Origin of the sequence: Fusibacter paucivorans, from assembly GCF_018390735.1 — a bacterium.
Lineage (GTDB): Bacteria > Bacillota > Clostridia > Peptostreptococcales > Acidaminobacteraceae > Fusibacter > Fusibacter paucivorans.
Genome location: NZ_JAHBCL010000049.1, coordinates 1 through 19,317, shown reverse-complemented (window position 1 = coordinate 19,317; position 19,317 = coordinate 1). Strand labels below are relative to the sequence as shown.

Annotated in this window: 17 protein-coding genes and 1 other annotated feature; of the genes, 14 read left to right on the top strand and 3 right to left on the bottom strand. The window is 43.5% G+C overall.

Features of this window, described 5'->3' with window-relative positions:
• The first annotated feature begins 303 nt into the window (after positions 1 to 303).
• Together KHM83_RS18365 and KHM83_RS18360 are read left to right on the top strand one after the other, a co-directional pair.
• Complete coding sequence (locus KHM83_RS18365) at positions 304 to 702, top strand: secondary thiamine-phosphate synthase enzyme YjbQ (RefSeq protein WP_213238493.1); 399 nt, start codon at positions 304 to 306, stop codon at positions 700 to 702.
• Positions 703 to 996: 294 nt separating this feature from the next.
• Positions 997 to 2,160, top strand: coding sequence for an MFS transporter (locus KHM83_RS18360; protein WP_213238492.1), 1,164 nt, complete (start codon positions 997 to 999; stop codon positions 2,158 to 2,160).
• 6 nt (positions 2,161 to 2,166) lie between these two features.
• Here KHM83_RS18360 and KHM83_RS18355 read toward each other — a convergent pair whose 3' ends face one another.
• Positions 2,167 to 3,102, bottom strand: a complete 936-nt coding sequence (locus KHM83_RS18355; protein ID WP_213238491.1) for a selenium metabolism-associated LysR family transcriptional regulator — start codon at positions 3,100 to 3,102, stop codon at positions 2,167 to 2,169.
• A 212-nt stretch (positions 3,103 to 3,314) separates the two neighbouring features.
• Positions 3,315 to 3,536: a binding site (T-box leader), on the top strand.
• 121 nt (positions 3,537 to 3,657) lie between these two features.
• Between KHM83_RS18355 and cysK the strand changes: the two genes are divergently transcribed.
• The 6 genes from cysK to KHM83_RS18325 all read left to right on the top strand — a co-directional run bounded on the left by cysK (position 3,658) and on the right by KHM83_RS18325 (position 9,879).
• Positions 3,658 to 4,563, top strand: a complete 906-nt coding sequence (gene cysK / locus KHM83_RS18350) for a cysteine synthase A (protein WP_213238490.1) — start codon at positions 3,658 to 3,660, stop codon at positions 4,561 to 4,563.
• 23 nt (positions 4,564 to 4,586) lie between these two features.
• The gene (epsC, locus tag KHM83_RS18345) at positions 4,587 to 5,186 is read left to right on the top strand and encodes a serine O-acetyltransferase EpsC (RefSeq protein WP_213238489.1); all 600 of its coding nucleotides are present in this window, start codon (positions 4,587 to 4,589) and stop codon (positions 5,184 to 5,186) included.
• A 239-nt stretch (positions 5,187 to 5,425) separates the two neighbouring features.
• The gene (locus tag KHM83_RS18340) at positions 5,426 to 6,163 is read left to right on the top strand and encodes an ATP-binding protein (protein ID WP_213238488.1); all 738 of its coding nucleotides are present in this window, start codon (positions 5,426 to 5,428) and stop codon (positions 6,161 to 6,163) included.
• Between the two features lie 167 nt (positions 6,164 to 6,330).
• Entirely contained in the window at positions 6,331 to 6,870 is a 540-nt protein-coding gene (locus KHM83_RS18335; RefSeq protein WP_213238487.1) for a GNAT family N-acetyltransferase, read from the top strand.
• A 200-nt stretch (positions 6,871 to 7,070) separates the two neighbouring features.
• Positions 7,071 to 7,778: a response regulator transcription factor gene (locus KHM83_RS18330; RefSeq protein ID WP_425513882.1), complete on the top strand. Its 708-nt coding sequence runs from the start codon at positions 7,071 to 7,073 to the stop codon at positions 7,776 to 7,778.
• Positions 7,741 to 9,879, top strand: coding sequence for a sensor histidine kinase (locus KHM83_RS18325; protein ID WP_213238486.1), 2,139 nt, complete (start codon positions 7,741 to 7,743; stop codon positions 9,877 to 9,879). Before KHM83_RS18330 ends, KHM83_RS18325 begins: the two co-directional genes overlap by 38 nt.
• A gap of 139 nt (positions 9,880 to 10,018) precedes the next feature.
• Here the strand turns inward: KHM83_RS18325 and KHM83_RS18320 are convergent, their stop codons facing one another.
• Both KHM83_RS18320 and KHM83_RS18315 read right to left on the bottom strand, forming a co-directional pair.
• The gene (locus tag KHM83_RS18320; protein WP_213238485.1) at positions 10,019 to 10,924 is read right to left on the bottom strand and encodes a PhzF family phenazine biosynthesis protein; all 906 of its coding nucleotides are present in this window, start codon (positions 10,922 to 10,924) and stop codon (positions 10,019 to 10,021) included.
• 154 nt (positions 10,925 to 11,078) lie between these two features.
• Positions 11,079 to 11,630 carry a Holliday junction resolvase RecU gene (locus KHM83_RS18315; protein WP_213238484.1) on the bottom strand — a complete coding sequence of 184 codons (552 nt, stop codon included), beginning with the start codon at positions 11,628 to 11,630 and terminating at the stop codon, positions 11,079 to 11,081.
• Positions 11,631 to 12,341: 711 nt separating this feature from the next.
• Here KHM83_RS18315 and KHM83_RS18310 point away from each other — a divergent pair.
• From KHM83_RS18310 to KHM83_RS18285, 6 genes are all read left to right on the top strand, one after another.
• A complete protein-coding gene (locus KHM83_RS18310; RefSeq protein WP_213238483.1) occupies positions 12,342 to 12,575 on the top strand; it encodes a glutaredoxin family protein in 234 nt (77 codons plus the stop codon).
• A gap of 180 nt (positions 12,576 to 12,755) precedes the next feature.
• Positions 12,756 to 15,254, top strand: coding sequence for an FAD-dependent oxidoreductase (locus KHM83_RS18305; protein ID WP_213238482.1), 2,499 nt, complete (start codon positions 12,756 to 12,758; stop codon positions 15,252 to 15,254).
• Positions 15,255 to 15,297: 43 nt separating this feature from the next.
• Complete coding sequence (locus KHM83_RS18300) at positions 15,298 to 15,561, top strand: metal-sensitive transcriptional regulator (protein WP_213238481.1); 264 nt, start codon at positions 15,298 to 15,300, stop codon at positions 15,559 to 15,561.
• 321 nt (positions 15,562 to 15,882) lie between these two features.
• A complete protein-coding gene (locus KHM83_RS18295) occupies positions 15,883 to 17,124 on the top strand; it encodes an efflux RND transporter periplasmic adaptor subunit (protein ID WP_213238480.1) in 1,242 nt (413 codons plus the stop codon).
• A 1-nt stretch (position 17,125) separates the two neighbouring features.
• The gene (locus KHM83_RS18290) at positions 17,126 to 17,839 is read left to right on the top strand and encodes an ABC transporter ATP-binding protein (RefSeq protein WP_213238479.1); all 714 of its coding nucleotides are present in this window, start codon (positions 17,126 to 17,128) and stop codon (positions 17,837 to 17,839) included.
• Complete coding sequence (locus KHM83_RS18285; protein ID WP_213238478.1) at positions 17,836 to 19,059, top strand: ABC transporter permease; 1,224 nt, start codon at positions 17,836 to 17,838, stop codon at positions 19,057 to 19,059. Before KHM83_RS18290 ends, KHM83_RS18285 begins: the two co-directional genes overlap by 4 nt.
• The last annotated feature ends 258 nt before the right edge of the window (positions 19,060 to 19,317 follow it).

The following is a 19,317-nucleotide window of genomic DNA, read 5'->3' as shown; positions in this document are numbered from 1 at the left end:
CTTTTCTGACAAATACAAAACTGTTAATGCATAAACTTGGGAAGCGCCGTATACGAGACCCGTACGTACGGTGCTGTGGGAGGTCGGGAAAGTTATTTAACTTTCTCTCCTACCCGATTGATAGAGCAAGTTTTTATGCAATGAATGGTGTTGGCTGTTTGAATGCAGAATAGAATGCTCAGGATAACGATGAAAATAGAGTAAGCGGCAATTTCTATAGAAAGCGGTGCCGTGTGTAAACCTTTATGATTAGAAAGTTTCAAAAAGATGTATATATGAAATAGAAGGAATGGAGGTGCAGGTATGTTTGAATCCATGGAATTTAAAACCACAGAAAAGAATCAAATGTTGGAAATTTTAGAACCAGTTAAAGCGTTTGTTGCGAAAAGTGGTCTCCTGAATGGCATTGTCGTCGTCTACATTCCGCATACTACGGCAGGTGTGACCATCAATAAGAACTATGACCCGGTCGTGCCAACCGACATTTTGAACAAGATGAGCGAATTAGTACCAAAGCATGGTGATTACCAGCATATCGAAGGCAATTCAGACGCGCATATCAAAGCGAGTCTCTTTGGCAACAGTGTGACCATTATCCTGAATAACGGCAGGATGGAGCTCGGTATGTTTCAATCGCTTTTCTTATGTGAGTTTGACGGTCCTAGAAAGCGGAGAGTCCTTGTAAAAATAATTCCAGGTTAACCGCGTTAAACACGTCAGTATAGTGAGACATCAATGTAGAGGTGCTGAGCACCTCTTTTTTTGCGGCTCAGTGACTGAAATGAAGCGATAAAGCATCTATTTGCCGAACGCTGTTTAAGGGGAATGGCTTTGTCTCTATACACTTATGAACGGATATGCTATACTGAGTTGCACAAGAAAGCAAAAAGAACAATGGGCAAACTGTAAGTTAATGATGCAATTGCCTTTAATGAATCAGAATAGATAAAAGGATGCCAATCGGTGTCAAAGGGAAGATAAAAGGGAAGAGAATTGATGAAAACAGCATATTTCCGATATTATTTCGGCGTTTTTTTTACATGGTCCTGTACCAATTCGCTCATAACCGTGTATCTGAATGAGCAACTAGGGATTGCTGCCAGTCAGGTTGGCTTTTTTATGTCGTTTATACCGTTGATTACGTTGACCTTTCAGCCCATTTGGGGTGCGCTGAGCGATCAGCTGGGCAACCGCAAGAAAGTCTTGCGGTTTTTAATCGTTATGACGTTCCTACTTGCAGTTTCGATGACGCTTTTATCTAATCCACTGGCAGGAATGGCGTGTTATGCGCTCTTTATGGTTTTCCTCTCCGGTCAAAACCCTATATCGGATAGTATGACGATTCGTTTCGTGAGCATGGAAGCGAATGCGGGGAGTTTTGGCGCTATACGGTCATGGGGATCAATCGGCTACGCAGTCGGTGCGTTCGCTGTGGCGCGGTTGAGTGATGTCTTTGGGCTCAAGATGGTTTTTTACATTGCAGCAGTGGGGTATATCTTGGGATTTGCGCTTTTAACACCACTCAATGCATACCCGACATTGCGACAGAAGCGGTCGTATTTGCAGGATTTAGGCAGTCTTATTAAAAATAGACAGTATACTTATATTCTTATCTATACTTTTTTCCTGATCGGTATCTTCTTTTCAGGGGAACAGTTTATTTTTATGTATACGCGTTCCATGGGAATTCCACTGAAAGCGCTGGGGACGATTACAGCTGTCTCCGTTGTGGTTGAAATTCCATTTATATTTTATTCGAAGCGCTTGATGGAGCGCTTTGGCGAGACGGCTCTAATCTTTATGATCACGCTGGCTTCGGCACTGCGTCTTGGTATATTGAGTATGAGTACAGGCTATGGCTATTTTCTGGCCGCTGGTGCTATTCGCGGTGTCGTCGTTGGGATTTTTATTCCGCTCTTTGTCGAAATGATTGGTGATATTACACCTAAAGAAATTGTCGCATCGGCAATTTCCATCTATACGGCTGTTTCAACGGGCATCGCTACCTTTATCTTCACCATTGCGGGAAGTGCCATCACTGCGATTTACGGTTATCAGGCACTATATGGCCTTTACGCAATGATGACGCTGATGCTGGTTGCCGTCAATCTTTTGCATAGAAAAAGCGCCCGAAAGGGCACTGAGAAAATGCGGTCTTAAACGACGTTAGAGCGGCGGGTAGACGGATTTGCTATTGCAATTTTCATCATCGTGATTTTGAAAGAGGCGAATGATAAGCTTGCTGAAATCTTCGGCAGCAGGTGAAAGCGTTCGCCTTTTGTTGACGATGAGTTCAATGTGTTTTTGCGGTCTGACACCTTTAATTGAAAAGGCGCTAATGGCTAAGGATTTTTGATACTGTTCAAAGATATGCTTGGAAATATAAGAGATTCCAAGTCCTTTTTCGACGAGTACCATGAGCAAATTGAGATCATCTGTTTCAACGACGGTATCGAGCAGTGAAATATCGAGCCCCTGTTCGACAAAATTGCGTTCGAGTTCAATGCGGGTTGCCGACTGTGCACTGCGGTGTATGATTTTAAACTGTCGAAGATCTGAAAGTTCAATAACAGGTGGAACATGCATATGGTCGGCAGCTACAAAGACAAAATCATCGTCAAATAAGGCATGCGTCGCAAAGCGGTCGCTGACCACATGCATCCCCACGAGACCGATATCCGCCGTTAAGGCGCAGACGTCCTCGAGAATGAGATTTGTACTTTTTTCTTCAATAAAGAAACAGACATCTGGGTGCAGTGACTGAAACGTGTGAATGGCTTTAGGTAGAATAATGAGATTAGGGGTACTGCTCGTTGAAATTTGAATTGCCCCTTTTATGGTGTCATTTGCACGCATCATATCGTGCAAGGCATGGTTTTTCATATTGATCATATCAAGGGCATATCGCATGAACTCATGACCAGACGGTGTCAGATTCACTTCTTTTGAAGTGCGATCAAATAAGGAGACGCCGAGTTCTTTTTCTAAATTGGAGATATGCATGCTGATCGTGGGCTGAGACAGATAAAGCGCTTTACCAGCCTTTGAGAAATTCTTGTATTTTGCGACGTTGACAAACGCCTCAAGTTGTTTGAAATCCATTAAAGTTTGCCTCCTTATCACATTTTAGCATAAATGATAAATGATTAACAGCAAAAGCAAACACCGTTGTCAAGCTGCAATATAGGGTTAATTTTTTATTTACTTTGTAAAAATTTGATGAAACCAGTTGACAAATGGTTTGGCACAAGTTAAAATAGCAATAATTAATTCATAGTTGATTAGTTGGAATTAAAACACTAGGATATATAGTGCAAGTGGTTATGATGAAGTAGAGTAATCCAAGGTGAACATTTAGAGAGGACATGGCTGGTGAAAATGTCTTGTGTCAATTGGATGAAGTGCGCTTCTGAACTGTATACCGAAAATAAGTAGGCTATACCGGGTGCTCCCGTTACAGAGTATACAAGCTGGATCGACGGTTCATGGCCGACGATTAATAAGAGTGGAACCGCGGAGTATGCTTCGTCTCTATAGAATATGATAGAGACGGAGCTTTTTAATTTTAAATGAGAGAGAAAAAGCCTATAACGATCGTATGAGTGTATGAAAAGCGCAAGAGCATATGAGAAGGACTTGTGAAAGGAAGCGAATAGCATGATTAAAATGGAAGCGACTCAACTGATTGGGAATACCCCTATCGTTAAATTGAATCACCTAGTGCCGGCGGGAAGTGCGGCGGTTTATGTTAAACTGGAAGGCAGCAATATGTCCGGCAGCATTAAAGTAAGAGCGGCGCTCGGTATGATTGAAGGTGCTGAAAAAGATGGTGCCTTAAAGCCGGGAATGACGATTGTTGAACCGACAAGCGGCAATACGGGGATTGCACTGGCGTTGATCGGCAAAATGAAAGGCTATCAAGTGATCATCGTCATGCCGGATACCATGAGTGTCGAAAGGCGCAATATTATCAAAGCTTATGGCGCAGAACTTATTTTAACAGACGGAAAGAAGGGCATGAGCGGGGCCATTGCAGAAGCGACGGCCATGGCAGAAGCGCCGAAGTACTTTATGCCGCAGCAGTTTAACAATGGCTATAACAGCAAGATACACTATGAAACAACAGGTGTGGAAATTGTTAATGATTTTAAGACACTGGATGCCTTTGTGGCGACGATTGGGACGGGTGGTACCGTTACAGGCGTCGGCAAGCGACTGAAAGAACACTATCAGGCAATTGAAGTGGTCGGTGTGGAACCGGCTGAGTCGCCTGTACTTTCAGGCGGCAGTGCAGGACCACATAAAATTCAAGGCATTGGTGCGGGTTTTGTACCAAGTGTACTGGAATTAAAGATCCTTGATGAAGTGATTAAGGTTTCCAGTGACGATGCACTTCAAATGACCAAGCGCTTATTGGATGAAGAAGGTCTCTTTGTCGGCATTTCTTCCGGAGCAGCTGTCGTGGCGGCGCTGAGGGTAGCAGAAAGGCTTGGTACCGGCAAATCAGTATTGACGATATCACCGGACAGCGGTGACAAATATATTTCGAGTAATGTATTTTAGTAATTGAAAGGAGCTGGCTGGCAATGTTTAAACGGATGAAAGCACATTTGGATAATATTAAACATAACGACCCTGCTGCAAGAAGTTATTTGGAGGTACTGCTGTTGTATCCGTCTGTACATGCCGTAGCACTGTATAAGCTCTCCCATTGGCTTTACGAGCACAAGCAGTATTTTCTGGCGCGTTTGATTTCACAACTGGCAAGATTTTTAACGGGTATTGAGATTCATCCCGGGGCCAAAATTGGCAGATGCCTTTTTATTGACCACGGTATGGGGGTCGTGATTGGTGAGACGACGATTATTGGCGACTATGTGACGATTTATCAAGGGACGACGTTAGGCGGAACGGGCAAAGACGTCGGCAAACGGCATCCAACGATTGGCGACCGCGTTGTCATTGGCGCCGGTGCGCGAATCTTGGGACCGATTCACATCGCCGCTGGTACGAAAATCGGAGCGGGTTCGGTCGTCCTTAAGGATACGCGAACAGAATCGACGGCTGTCGGCATTCCTGCACGGATTATTGGCGGGATTGACCATGCAGTAATCCCTATTGACCGTATTAAAAATAAAACCTTCAATCCTGCGGGGATGGAAATCTATAACGATATGATTATTTAAAGGAATGCCGATTGTGATGCTGTTTCAATTAGCGCAGTTGCATCCTGTATTAAAATCTGCCGATCACGTCATATAAAGTACGTTGAAACGGCAGATTTTTTTATACTGTATCGCGAATTTAGTAACACGTGTTACATACAGTGTTTTAAAACTGCCGTATAATAATGCCAACAGATAAAAAAACGACTGTAAAGGGCATATGTTGAAGTCTTTAGGCATTGAATAGAGGAGGCAATACTGTGAAACGAAATGTGATTGAAATTAATGAAGCGAAGTGTATTGGATGCGGCCTATGTGCCGGTGCGTGTATGCAGGGTGCTATCGAGATAATAGACGGCAAGGCGAAACTTGTCAGTGAATCTTATTGCGACGGACTTGGCATGTGTCTGCCCAAGTGCCCGGTGGATGCGATTCACATGGTAGAAAAAGAAACGGATACATTTGATGAAACGCGTAAAAATATTAAACAAACTCATAAGATGGATACGATACAGCCAAGCGGCTGTGCCGGAATGGCGGCGAAGGCGATTCATCGCGAACCGCTGATCGTGAATCTTGAAACTGTTGAAACACAGCGTACGGGCAATGATTCAATACGTTATGAAGTGCCGTCAGAGCTGATGCAATGGCCGGTGCAGCTGAAATTGGTGAGTCCCAATGCACCTTATTTTCAGGGGGCGGACCTCTTGGTTGCAGCAGATTGTACAGCCTTTGCCTACGGTGATTTTCATCGTGATTTTATTAAAGGAAAAGTGACCGTGATCGGCTGCCCGAAATTGGATGATAATCAATATTACATTGAAAAACTGACAGCGATATTAACGGCAAATGAAATTAAAAGCATTACGGTCGTACGCATGGAAGTACCTTGCTGCGGCGGCATGCCGCATGCGGTAAAAGAAGCGATGCTGGCAGCGCGCTGTATTGTTCCCTATCAGGAAGTTATTATAACGTCAGATGGTCGTATTCAGCGTTAGAAAAAGTGTCTTCACCTGCATTTGTCAAGTGGTGAAGACTTTTTTTATGCTCTAAATGATGTGATTGCTGATGACTTTTAATATTTTAGGGTAATGATCTTATAAAAAGATGGCAAAAAGCTGTACAGTCACAATGCTTATGCTAAAATAGGTTAAGGAGTGATGCAATGATCATACTTGAAACAGAGCGTTTGGTACTCAGAACGTGGGAGCTCACCGATGTAGATGCTGGGTACGCCATCTGGGGCGATCGGGAAGTCATGAAGTTTTTGCCGAGCGCAAAGTTAATGACGCGAGATGAAGTGATTACCTCCATTAAAAAAGGAATTGATCACCAGATAAAATATGGTTATCAGCACTGGGCTGTTATTTTAAAAGAGAACAATCAGTTGATTGGCGCCTGTGGTTTTAACCACTTTGATGATGCGAATGAAGACGACAATGCGCCAGAAACCATTGAAATGTCGTTTCATTTTCAAAGGCCCTATTGGGGTAATGGTTTTGCAACTGAAGCTGCGGGTGCCTGTGTTGCATATGCAGAAGCGCATTTCTCTGCAAAACGCATTGTCGCAGGTGTTGACGAGCAAAATGTACGTTCTGTTAGAATTTTGGAGAAGCTTTTCTTCACTTATTTAGGACTGGTCTATTTTGAAGACAGTCACTCTTTTGAACCCATGTTTGAAAGGTGGTTAAAAATTGATGCTTAAGATGATAAAAGGCCGTTTGAAGCGTTTTTGCTGAAGACGGTTTTTTTATATGGGCTGTTCGTCGCAAGCAAACAGAACTATGTTATAATTTGAGAGGCGGCAGTTGGCTAGGATGCTGGCTGATGCGCCTTAAGAAATTTGTAAGAAAGGTATTGTCAAAGATGTCATAAGTGTTTGTTAAGATAGATATGGGAGTCGGAATGATGAATGAAACGATATTGCTTTGCGATGACGATCTGGAGATTGTTCAGTCGGCGTCAATTTTTTTGGAACAGGAAGGCTACGAAGTCATAAAAGCCTACGACGGCAAAACGGCACTGACCATCGCAAAAACAAGGGAGCTGCAGTTGATGATTCTGGATATCATGATGCCGGAATTAGATGGTTTATCACTGACCAGAGCATTGCGAGCCTTTACCAATGCACCGATTATGCTGGTGACGGCGAAATCAGAAGATGTCGATAAGATTATTGGTCTTAATTTTGGGGCTGATGATTATTTGACGAAGCCGTATAACCCACTGGAGTTGGTGGCGCGGTCAAAGGCACTCATAAGACGTTATACCATGCTCGGTGCGGCTGAGATGAAACCTTCACTTTACAGAAGCGGTGGCTTGACCTTTGATCTTGAAATGAATACCGTCAGTGTCAATGGTGATCCGGTGATGCTGACGGCGACGGAAATGCGCATTTTAAAACTATTAATGGCACATAAAGGCCGCGTCTTTTCCATTCGCGAGATTTATGAAAACGTATGGCAGGCAGAAGCATTTTCACCGGAAAATACGGTGGCGGTCCATATCAGGCGCATTCGAGAAAAGATTGAAATCGATCCGAAGAACCCAGAATACTTAAAGGTGGTGTGGGGCATTGGGTATAAAATTGAAGACATTAAGACACAGCGATAAGGACAGGCGAGGTGGTACAGCTGAGAATGCCAACTGGTCTGTTGATCAGGCGGAGACTGCCGCAGAAATTGCAAGGCAGATGAACGTCAAGACGGGGAAACTAAATACGCTGATTGCCATTCTGCTGACAGCTTGCATCGCGTTTGCCAGTGTCGTACTAGGTGTGATTCAAGTTGTCGATGACGAAATGGATTTTTACCAGACGTGGCGCTTTTCAAATTACTATAATAATATACTGCAGGAAGTTATCTATTATGCTGATTTGCTGAAGCATCAAGAAGAAGGCGACAACGAGAACGATGCGAATATTGCATCGTGGAAAAGCAATTTAGCGGCATACGGCAGATTTTATTATCGCATAACAGATTTAACAACGGGAGAAATTTTGACGCAGTCTGCTCAGTTTGACAAACAGCAGCAGTATGCCATTGTCATATCAACGATTGAAGATGCCGAGATTGAAACCCTATATCGTACTTCAGAAACACAGTCTGTTTTGACGAATGTTAGGCTGTATGAAAATTCTGTCGAGAGATTGCAGAACTATTCACTCAAAATAGAAGCGGGTATTGTCGCCTATGATGATTACATGGTGGGAGATGAACTACACGATCGTTTCGAATACTATTATTTTTTTAGCCAGCTGACGCCTTATCTGACATGGATGGTCATTGGCGGTTTTATTACGGGAATTTTAGCGCTTTGGCTTTTTGGCATTATGATACGTCGATTGCTGAGGGCGCCAAATCGCTACAAGATAGCAGATTTGCTGCCGAGTGATATCGCTTTGATTTTGCTTGGCTGTATTGTGGTATTGGCAGGCGCCATTTTCTTTGATGCGCTGGAACCTGATTTGTTCTGGCGAGGCAATGATATTGAACGTGCAGGGATGGTCGCATTGCTTTTTGTATTGCTCATCTGCGCCAGTGTGATATCGGCACTTGCGGCAAGCTTACTGTGCAGTCTCTTTGAAGGGACAATGATTAGGAAAAGTCTGATTTATCGTTTTTTCAAAGGTATTGGCAATTGGGTCGGCGGGCTGTCAAGAGCGCTTTTTAGCCATGGTCCCATTCGTCGTAAACTCGTTGGATTCGTGTTGCTCACAGGCGTTGTTGTCGCATGCAATGTTCTGTTGTCGATGGCGTGGTCACCGGTTCTAATGGTGTTTATTCCCGTGGATTTGTTGATTATATGGTGGGTATTTCGCTTTGTCTTTTCGCTGTCGGATATTGTAGAGAGCGTTTATTATGCACCACAGCGGGAATATGATATGGCACTGGATATCGATAAAATGATGCCGGCACTCGTGCCATTTGCAGAACGGCTCAACAGTATGCAGGAATCGGTTAATGAGGCTGTGGCAGAAGCGATTAAAGGTGAACGCCTTAAGACAGAACTCTTGACCAATGTCTCGCATGATTTAAAAACACCGCTGACGGCTGTTATCAACTATGTCAAACTGTTGATGCAGCATGAAACGGAAGACGATACGGTTAAAGAATATGTGGATGTTTTGGATGAAAAGACACAGCGCCTGAAAGTACTGGTTGATGACATTCTGGAAATGAGCAAATTGTCCAGCGGCAATGTGCATCTGTCAATAGAGACGGTTGATCTCGAGCAGGTGCTCACGCAGGCACTTGCTGAATTTGAGGAAAGCTTTCATTCACGCGCATTGAGGCTGCTGCGTTCAGAAAATGACATGCCGGTTTATATTGAAGCTGATTCTGACAAACTATGGCGGGTTTTAGAAAATTTGCTTGGCAACATTGCGAAGTATGCCCTGAATGGATCACGCGTGTATGTTGTAACGCTTATTCAAAAAAACTTTGTCCAGCTGGAAATAAAAAATATTTCAGCAGAACCATTGTCTCAGGATGGCGCCTATTTTACAGAGCGATTTGCAAGAGGTGATCAAGCGCGGCGAAGTGAGGGGTCAGGCCTTGGCCTTGCCATTGCCAAGGAACTCTTTGAGCGGATGGGCGGCCATTTTGAAGTACATGTAGACGGTGATCTGTTCAAAGTGACGCTCGTCTTTGAGCGCAGTTATGATATGAAGTCTAGTGCACAAGATCAAGCAATGCTGAAAAGCAATGAATAAAAAAATGTAACAGTCTGAGTGTCTAAAAACGACTGGTACCGGATAGCAGAACCACACGTGGTTTGATGACAAATTAAAAACCCGATTGCAACGCGGAAATGATGCGCGTGCAATCGGGTTTTTATGATAACAGCAGAGATTACAGTGCTAAATCGCACAGATAAACGGTATGGTCTGCGATACAGCTGCCGCCAACTGTGGGGTACTGAGTGTCATTTTTTGAAACAACATGTGTCAGAATCTGACTGAGTTTCCCCATGGTTTCCCCTTGAAGAATCGTACACTGCAGCGCGTTTTTGGATTCTTTGGCATTTGCAGTGATGGTCACGGCTGAATGTGCGAACTTTTGAAGATACGCAATTAGAACACCGTTGGAAGTGCCTGTTGCACTCTCTTCATCAATACCGTAGAGCGGTGCAAAATTGCGTGCGTAAACGGCGTCATTTTCAATGGCAAAGAGATGTGCGCCGGTAACGTTAAAGTGCTCGGAAACAGATGACAGCGCTGAAGGCAGCATGATGACTTCATTTAATGCGTCTCGACTTTCGATGGGAATGATAATATCTCTAAGGCCGGTGCTGCCTATACAGATTGGCAAGCTGCTGTTTTGTTTAAGAGACTGAAAACAATTGGTGACAAGTGCAATGGATTCAGGTGAAAGTGCTTCAAATATAGGTGATGGCTGTGCCATCCAAAAATGAACGTTTCTATCAGACGAATGGATCTGATCCACTTGAATAAGGCCGGCACCGGTCTCAATGACAATGGGGTTGCCGCTGAGGGCATTGTTTCTATAGCGATCATAACATGCCGCCAATGTTGCGTGACCGCAAAGCGGCACCTCAGCCTCAGGCGTAAAATACCGCATGGAGTAGCCGCCACCGACCCTATCGCGGACAAAGACCGTTTCAGAGAGACCGATGGCTTTGGCGATAGACAGCATTGTTTGATCAGTGGGAAAATTGCCGTTGAGGTAGACGACGCCTGCGGGATTGCCGCCTTTGCCGTTATAAGTAAAGCTGTTGATAATTTTAACTGCAACCATATAAACTCCTTGTATTGATTCAATAGCCAATGAAGCCTTTGTCAAATAGACCGTTATGCTGCTGTATGGCGAAGTATTTCTGGATATGTCCTTGAGCGGTATCGAAGCGATAATCTTGTGATGAATTCAATGATAAGCAGAGGGATAGCACCTCTTACAGATCAAGTTGAAAAGAATCGAATTTTTGTTCCGATTTGTAGCGCATGTAGACGTTGAGCTGAGGTAAGTAATTCAACAAGCTCCCGGCACGCTCTTTTTGAATTCTAAAATCAGCGGGCATCGCCTTAAAGGGGATAGATTTCTTTGTGGGATGCTCATAATAGGCGGCGATGATTTCATAGGGGACGAGAAAATACGTATCATTAAATTTAAAATGAACGATGATAAAGGCGAGACCACCCTGTACTGAAATGTCATGCATATATTCGATTTGATGGGGATGAATATTGGAGAGCGGCAAGCTCTTTAGATTGGTTTCTTTGGCGTCAAAAGCGATACAAACACCTTGGGCAATGCCTATGAAGTCAATGGTGGACTTCTTCTCAAAGAACGCTTTCGTGATCATGCCCTGCTTGTCAATATCGACAACTTTGACAGGTGTGCTGACTTTGTCGATGCGGCATAGGCCCAATTGATGATAATACGTGTGGGTCCATTCGATTAGCGATTCCAGTACATCGCCGCGATGACCTCTAGATTTCCACATAAATGCGCTCCTAATTTTTTGTTATTTACCTTAGTCTATCATGAAATCGCAGACCTGTGAATAATGGTGACAAGGATGTTGATAAAGTTGTGGATAATGTGCATAACCGAACTTTCAAAAAATACCAAGGCCTCTCCAAAGGCAATTTTACGTTTAAAACCGGGTATAGAATGAATTTATCAGTCAAAATATTAACGAATGTTCGATAAAAATTTACATGATATTAACAATCGATACAATCGCCAGAATATTCGAAAGAGAAAATCAATAGGCGGAGGGTCCCCTAATTGTGGATGACCTGTTAATAATCTGTTTACAAAAAAAGAAATTGACAAAGCTTGGCAGATAGCGTATGATGAAAGCGTAGACCCCCTACCTAGGGGTGGTAGTTGTGAATGGAGGCTTCATGAAAGTCAATTTATCGCAAAAGGCCATAGAGAAAATGAGATCGTCAAGAAAACACAAGAGTGGTTTTCGATTGATGATCCAAGGCATTGGATGAGGTGGTCCAGTCTTTAATGTCGTTCAGGATGATCGACGGGAAAATGATTACACAGAGAGCATTGAGGGTATCAACGTCTATGTGGATGCGGCGCTGATTAGTCAATTCGGAAGTTTTGAAGTGGATTACAGCAGCTTTTTACTGACGAGAGGCTATTACGTCAAACCCGAGCGATACAGCTCAAGATGCTAAGATTTGGAGGTAAGAAAATGACAAAGAATGTAACAGTATTTTCAAGCAATACTTGCGGTTATTGCACAATGGCAAAAGATTATTTAACTGAAAAAGGTGTTTCTTTTACAGAAAAAAACGTTTCAACAGATATCGAAGCGCGTAAAGAGCTGATGTCAAAAGGCTTTATGGGCGTACCTGTCATTTATGTTGGCGAAGAAGTTATTCAAGGATTCAACAAAGCAAAACTGGATGAATTGCTTGGCTTATAAGCATGTGATATAACAGTGAGCCTCACGGCTCACTTCGTTATGTCCTTGTTTGTTATATTTGTAACAATCTTTTCGAAATGAACACTCCAAATATCACAACTTTTATAAACGGAAAATTAATATATATCGGGATCATCTGCCGTTTCAGGTGAATGAATCGGAAAACATGGGAGGCTAATTATGAGCAAGAAAGTACTAATTGTCGGTGGTGTTGCCGGTGGGGCGAGCACGGCTGCGAGACTGAGACGTCTGGATGAAACAGCTGAAATTATTATGTTTGAAAGAGGCGAATACATTTCGTTTGCTAACTGCGGGTTGCCGTACTACATTGGCGGCACCATTGAAGAGCGCGATGCACTGCTCGTTCAGACGCCGGAAGGCATGAGTCAACGGTTTAAAATTGATGTCAGAGTCCAAAACGAAGTGTTGAGCATTGACCGCGAGAAAAAAACAGTCAATGTCAGAGATCATAAAACGGGAAATCTTTACGATGAAAACTATGATGTTCTCGTACTGTCTCCGGGGTCAACACCATTAAAGCCGCCAATTCCAGGCATTGATGCACCTAACATCTTTACGCTTTGGAATATTCCGGATGTCGATCGCATCAAAGATTATGTTGATCGCCTCAAGCCTAAGCGCGCAGCTGTTATTGGCGGCGGGTTTATCGGACTTGAAATGGCAGAGAACTTTCATGACCTCGGTGTGAATGTTTCCGTAATCGAAATGGCAGACCAAGTCATGGCGCCGGTTGATTATGAAATGGCACAAATCGTACACAGACACTTAAAAGATAAAAAAGTCGATCTTTATTTAGGCGACGGCGTTAAAACATTTGAATACAACAACGGCGTTACGAAAGTGACGCTGAGCAGCGGTAAAGTGGTCGAAGCAGATGTCGTCATGCTGTCGATCGGGATTAGACCTCAAAGTGAACTGGCAAAAGGTGCAGGTCTTAGTCTTAACCAGCGCGGCGGTATTGTTGTCGACGAACATCTTAAAACATCCGATCCTTCCATTTATGCCATTGGCGATGCTGTTGAGGTTGTCGAATTTGTCAAAGGCGGCAAAGCAATGATTCCACTGGCAGGACCGGCGAACAAGCAAGGTCGTATCTGTGCCGACAATATTGCCGGTAGAAATACCACGTATAAGGGAACACAAGGAACATCTGTTGCAAAGGTCTTTGATTTGACGGTTTCGGCATCGGGTGTCAATGAAAAAACATTAAAGCGCGACGGCCTTGAATATGGTAAAGACTATTACTATGCACTCGTTCATCCAAAATCAAATGCCGGTTACTATCCGGGCGCCATTCCAATGACGATGAAACTCATCTTCGGCATGGACGGCAAGATCTTTGGTGTTCAAAACGTTGGTTATGAAGGGGTTGAAAAACGGGTTGACGTCGTGGCAACAGCGCTTCGCCTCGGTGGGACGATCTACGATTTGACAGAACTCGAACTCGCCTATGCGCCGCCATATTCTTCGGCAAAAGATCCAGTTAATATGGCAGGCTATGTGGCAGAGAATATTTTAAACGGCACGACAACGCCGTTCCATTGGTTTGAACTTGAAAATAAATCAGAGGATACCATTATTTTAGATGTTCGTGATGAAGTGGAACGCGATATGGGCTACATTGAAGATTCTGTGAATATTCCGCTCGATCAGCTCAGAGAGCGCATGGGCGAACTCGATAAATCCAAGACCTATGTGGCTTACTGTGCAATTGGCGTCAGAGGCTATGTGGCAGAGCGCATTTTAAAACAAAACGGTTTTGAACATGTGAAAAACTTTATGGGCGGTTATACGACGTATTCCTGTGTCTTCTGTCAGGATGACGGCAGTAAGTGCGGCGGCAGTCTATGCGACAGCTCTAACAATATGACCATTTCAGAATCAGGCGATGTCGAAAATTTTGATGCGATCGATGAAGCTTCGGCGGAGGTCATTAAATTAAATGCCTGTGGTCTTCAATGTCCAGGACCGATTATGCAGGTGCACAAGGCAATCGAAGCGATGAACGCCGGCGATATTCTTGAAGTCAAAGCAACAGATCCGGGCTTTATGAATGATATTGGCGTATGGTGTGAAAAAACGGGCAATACGCTGCTCGACAGCGGCAAGGAAGCAAAGGCGTTTTATGCAAGGCTTCGCAAGGGCAGAAAAAAACCGGTTAAGGCTGCGGCAGAAGCAGCGCCTGTCAAGGATGATAAGACCATGGTCGTTTTCAGCGGCGATCTGGATAAAGCGATTGCATCATTGATTATTGCCAATGGTGCAGCATCAATGGGCAAAAAAGTGACGATGTTCTATACGTTCTGGGGCCTAAATATTCTGCGCAAAACAGAAAAAGTTCCTGTTAAAAAGGATTTCATATCAGCGATGTTCAGCGGCATGATGCCAAGGGGTACGACAAAACTCGGCCTCTCTAAAATGAATATGTTTGGCATGGGCTCTAAGATGATTCGGATGGTTATGAAGAAAAACAACGTCGACTCTCTAGAAGATCTACTTAAAATGGCCATTGACAACGGTGTGCGCATGGTTGCCTGCAATATGTCGATGGATCTTATGGGCATTACGGAAGCGGAACTCATCGAAGGTGTTGAACTTGGCGGAGTCGCTTCAATGCTCGGTGCGGCAGAAGATTCTAATATGAGCTTATTTATTTAAATGAACTGTGTTATAATAAGCCTAGAATTTGGAGGTGCGAGCATTGTCGAACACAGACTCGAAGAAAAAAATTATCAATCGCCTAAGGACCATTAAAGGCCATATTCAGGGGATTGAAAACATGGTGGAGAACGATAAATCATGTGAGGAGATTCTCATCCAAATTGCGGCGATTAAGCAGTCAATTCACAAGACTGGACTAGCGATCATGGAAGAACATGCATCGCACTGTTTTGTAGAAGATGAAGCAATGGACAAAGAAAAGATGGAAGAGTTGATTAAGCTGATTTTTAATTACACCAAATAGATCCTATCATCGGATTTTATAAATGAAATAGGTTAAATAGCGATAGAAAAAGACGACTGATGTTAAATCAGTCGTTTTTTTAATGCTTTTTTAATGTAGTATTCATCATTTTTTATTCAAATTCCAGTACAATAGGGTAGAGAAGCATAAATTGTGTCATTATGATGCTTAGATATTAGACAATAATGCTATTTTTACAATCTGCGGTTCGGTGGATGCGGCATTGGGGTTGTTTAGTTCTGTCATTACCGATTTTGACGGGAATCAAACGCACAGCAGGATGCAATTGCGACAGTTCTTATATTATAGGAGAATAAAGAGATGAAACGTAAAAAGAAATTATTTGCAGTATTGGCGATAATCGCAATCATCATTGTCATTGTATTGGCGGTTGTCATGGGTAAGAAGAATGAAGCGTCAGGAGAGTCCGGTCAAAAGGTTTACATATCGACGGATGTTGTTGTAAAACAGGCGCTTGAAGCGACGATATCGACAAAAGGGACTGTGCACGCTAAAGACAGTGCCAACGTTTATGCGGATATCAGCAGTGAGGTAACGGCGATTGCCGTTAAAGAAGGCGATAGCGTCAAAGCGGGCGATACGCTGATGACATTGGATACGGAAACATTGGATAATCAAATTAGAGATGCCAAATTGGCGCTTCAGATCGCAGAACTTCAATATGCAGAGGCGACATCTTCGAAAGCGAATAAAATCGCTGTTGACAATGCCAATCAAAGTTACGAAATGGCAAAGCAGGATTATTTAGACGCACAGATACTCTACGAAAACGGTGCGATTAGTGAACATGAACTTTCGCAGTATAAGGTCTCTTATGATGAAGCCTATCATGCCTACACGGCGGCAGTGAGTGCGCAGGGTGCGGATCAAACCAACAACAAAGTATCGGCACTTGAACTCGAAAGCAGCAAAAATGCGCTGGATGATTTATTGAAACTAAAGGAAAAATCAATGATTAAAGCGCCAATTGACGGCACAGTGACGACGATCGGCGTTGAGGCATATGACCTCGTTGCGTCAGGTACTGCCGTTGCGCAGATCGAAACGACAAAAGACCTTGAAATCGAAACGTTTATCGGTGAATACGATATCAATAAGGTCAAAGTGGGGCAGCCTGTTAAAATCACCGGCTACGGTGTAGGAGACAGCGTTTATGATGGTTCAGTTACCTTTGTGGGTTCTTCTGCTGAGGTACAGTCTGTCGGTCAATCAACAGAAAGAAGCGTCAGTGTTAAAGTTGACATTCAAGGTGAAACGGCGTTTAAGCCTAATTTTACAGCAGACGTCGATATTGAAGTCGCTAAATCTGAAGCGGCACTGACAGTCCCTTATGAAGCCGTTGCTTACCGAGATGGTCAAAATTATATTTTTACCGTGTCTGATGATATTGCGCACATGATACCGGTTGAATTGGGCGTTGAAGGTGAAATTTTCATTGAAGTAATCGCAGATGCTTTGCAAGACGGCGATGTAATCGCTCTGGATCCACCGATTGAATTAGAAGACGGCAGTGCTGTCAACATCATCGGAGGAGGCTTATAAAATGATACAAATAAGCAACTTATCAAAAGTGTATGATACGGGTGCGATCAAAGTCGAGGCATTGAAGTCCATCCAACTTCATATTGAAAAGGGTGATTTTGTTGCCATTATCGGTGCATCGGGTTCCGGGAAATCAACACTGATGAATATTTTAGGTTGTCTCGATAGGCCAACTGCGGGCATGTACGCACTAGATGGCGTCAGAACGGAGGGAATGGCTGAAGATAAACTTGCAGCGATTCGTAATTTGAAAATTGGTTTTGTCTTTCAATCGTTTAACCTCATCCCAAGAAATAGTGCTTTGCACAATGTCGAACTGCCGATGATCTATGCGCGGGTACCGAAGAAGGAGCGAATGGATCGTGCGAAAAAAGCGCTTGAACGCGTCGGATTGGCAGATCGTATCGACCATAACCCCAATGAACTTTCCGGGGGGCAGAAACAACGGGTTGCCATTGCTAGGGCGCTGGTCAATCAACCTGCGATTATTTTGGCCGATGAACCAACAGGGAATCTCGATTCCCATTCAACAGAAGAAATTATGGCAATTTTCAAAGCGTTAAACCAAGAAGGCGCAACCATTATTCTCGTTACACACGAATCGGATATTGCAGAAATGGCGCACCGTGTGATTACTTTTAGAGACGGCGAGATCATTGATGATTACAGAAATGCACCGATCAGCATTGAAGCAGAACAGGAGGCGATGTCGTGAATTTTTTCGAAAGCTTAAACATTGCCCTTAAGGCTATTCGCGTCAATAAAATGCGTTCGATCCTGACCATGCTGGGCATCATTATAGGCATTGCCTCTGTTATTGCAGTCTTTGCTATCGGCAACGGCGGGAAAGCGGCAATTAATAAAGAATTTGAATCTTTTGGGGTCAATCGCCTAATGCTTTATCACAATTGGAGTGAAGAAATATCCAACCGTGATTTAATGACGTTGGATGACATAGAGGCCATTAAACGCAATGTGGGCGATGATGTCGTTGCAGTTTCCCCAACATATAGTGAAAGCATGAGCCTCATTCAAAAAATGCATAAAAAAGATGACCAAGGGACGATGCTGAATGTGAACGGCGTCAATGAAGAATATGATAAGATACAAAAAATAGATATGCTGTCCGGACGTTTTTTATTGGACAGTGATGATGAGGGCGGCAGATCCGTTATTGTCATTGACGATCAGCTGGCACTGGACAGCTTTGGAACGACCGATGTCATTGGCGATAAAATTACAGTGAGCTACTATAATCAAAAACTGTCATATGTGATCGTAGGGATTTATGAGGCGCCAAAGGCCTCGTTGTTTTCAGGCTATGAGACATCCCATGAGGTGTATATTCCATACAATACACTGTCAAGGACGATCGGCCTCGGTGACACGGTATACATGGCTGAAATTAACACCAATCCAGATAGCGCGCGTGACAAAATAGAAGAGAAGATTTTGAGAGTTCTCAGTCAAAGACACCGCAATGAATCCGATAAATACCGTGTCTACAGTGCTGAAAGCGAAATGGAAATCGTCAATCAGGTAACGGGTGTTATTACGGGTATTATCAGTGCCATTGCGGCGATATCGCTCTTAGTTGGCGGGATTGGCGTTATGAATATCATGCTTGTCTCTGTAACAGAGCGGACACGGGAAATCGGGATACGGAAGGCGCTTGGCGCAAGCCGAAAAGACATTCTCATGCAGTTCCTCGTTGAAGCGGTTATTATATCGCTTATCGGAGGGATCATTGGCACGGCTATCGGCGCGGGCATAGCGACCATTGTCGCTTATAAACTGACGCTGCCGCCTGTAGTACCGATGAATGCCGTTGTGATCGCATGGGTATTTTCAGCAGGTGTTGGGATATTCTTCGGTATGTATCCTGCCAATCAAGCGGCAAAACTCGATCCAATTGAAGCACTTCGTTATGAATAGATGTACTGGTATTATGAAAACGCTTGTAGAATGCATACCGCAAAGCATAAAACCGCTTAAAAACGTAAAAAACGGGCGTAAGAACGAAGGGCACAATCAACCATATGTAAGATAATAAATAGAAATAAAAAATAATAAATAGACCAGCTAATAATAGTCAAGTAGTGTTTTGAAAAAAGCTTAAAAAACTTGTTTCTTGAAAATGAGTATGACAAACCAAGCCATTGAAAAGTACGAACAATGACTGAAATTATTATG

What these genes read in the sequence shown, in the direction of transcription:
- KHM83_RS18315 (WP_213238484.1), bottom strand. Translation starts at nt 11,630, where the DNA reads ATGTGGAAATCTAGAGGTCATCGCGGCGATGTACTGGAATCGCTAATC.
- epsC (WP_213238489.1), top strand. Translation starts at nt 4,587, where the DNA reads ATGTTTAAACGGATGAAAGCACATTTGGATAATATTAAACATAACGAC.
- KHM83_RS18310 (WP_213238483.1), top strand. Translation starts at nt 12,342, where the DNA reads ATGACAAAGAATGTAACAGTATTTTCAAGCAATACTTGCGGTTATTGC.
- KHM83_RS18355 (WP_213238491.1), bottom strand. Translation starts at nt 3,102, where the DNA reads ATGGATTTCAAACAACTTGAGGCGTTTGTCAACGTCGCAAAATACAAG.
- KHM83_RS18290 (WP_213238479.1), top strand. Translation starts at nt 17,126, where the DNA reads ATGATACAAATAAGCAACTTATCAAAAGTGTATGATACGGGTGCGATC.
- KHM83_RS18305 (WP_213238482.1), top strand. Translation starts at nt 12,756, where the DNA reads ATGAGCAAGAAAGTACTAATTGTCGGTGGTGTTGCCGGTGGGGCGAGC.
- KHM83_RS18365 (WP_213238493.1), top strand. Translation starts at nt 304, where the DNA reads ATGTTTGAATCCATGGAATTTAAAACCACAGAAAAGAATCAAATGTTG.
- cysK (WP_213238490.1), top strand. Translation starts at nt 3,658, where the DNA reads ATGATTAAAATGGAAGCGACTCAACTGATTGGGAATACCCCTATCGTT.
- KHM83_RS18295 (WP_213238480.1), top strand. Translation starts at nt 15,883, where the DNA reads ATGAAACGTAAAAAGAAATTATTTGCAGTATTGGCGATAATCGCAATC.
- KHM83_RS18320 (WP_213238485.1), bottom strand. Translation starts at nt 10,924, where the DNA reads ATGGTTGCAGTTAAAATTATCAACAGCTTTACTTATAACGGCAAAGGC.
- KHM83_RS18360 (WP_213238492.1), top strand. Translation starts at nt 997, where the DNA reads ATGAAAACAGCATATTTCCGATATTATTTCGGCGTTTTTTTTACATGG.
- KHM83_RS18330 (WP_425513882.1), top strand. Translation starts at nt 7,071, where the DNA reads ATGATGAATGAAACGATATTGCTTTGCGATGACGATCTGGAGATTGTT.
- KHM83_RS18335 (WP_213238487.1), top strand. Translation starts at nt 6,331, where the DNA reads ATGATCATACTTGAAACAGAGCGTTTGGTACTCAGAACGTGGGAGCTC.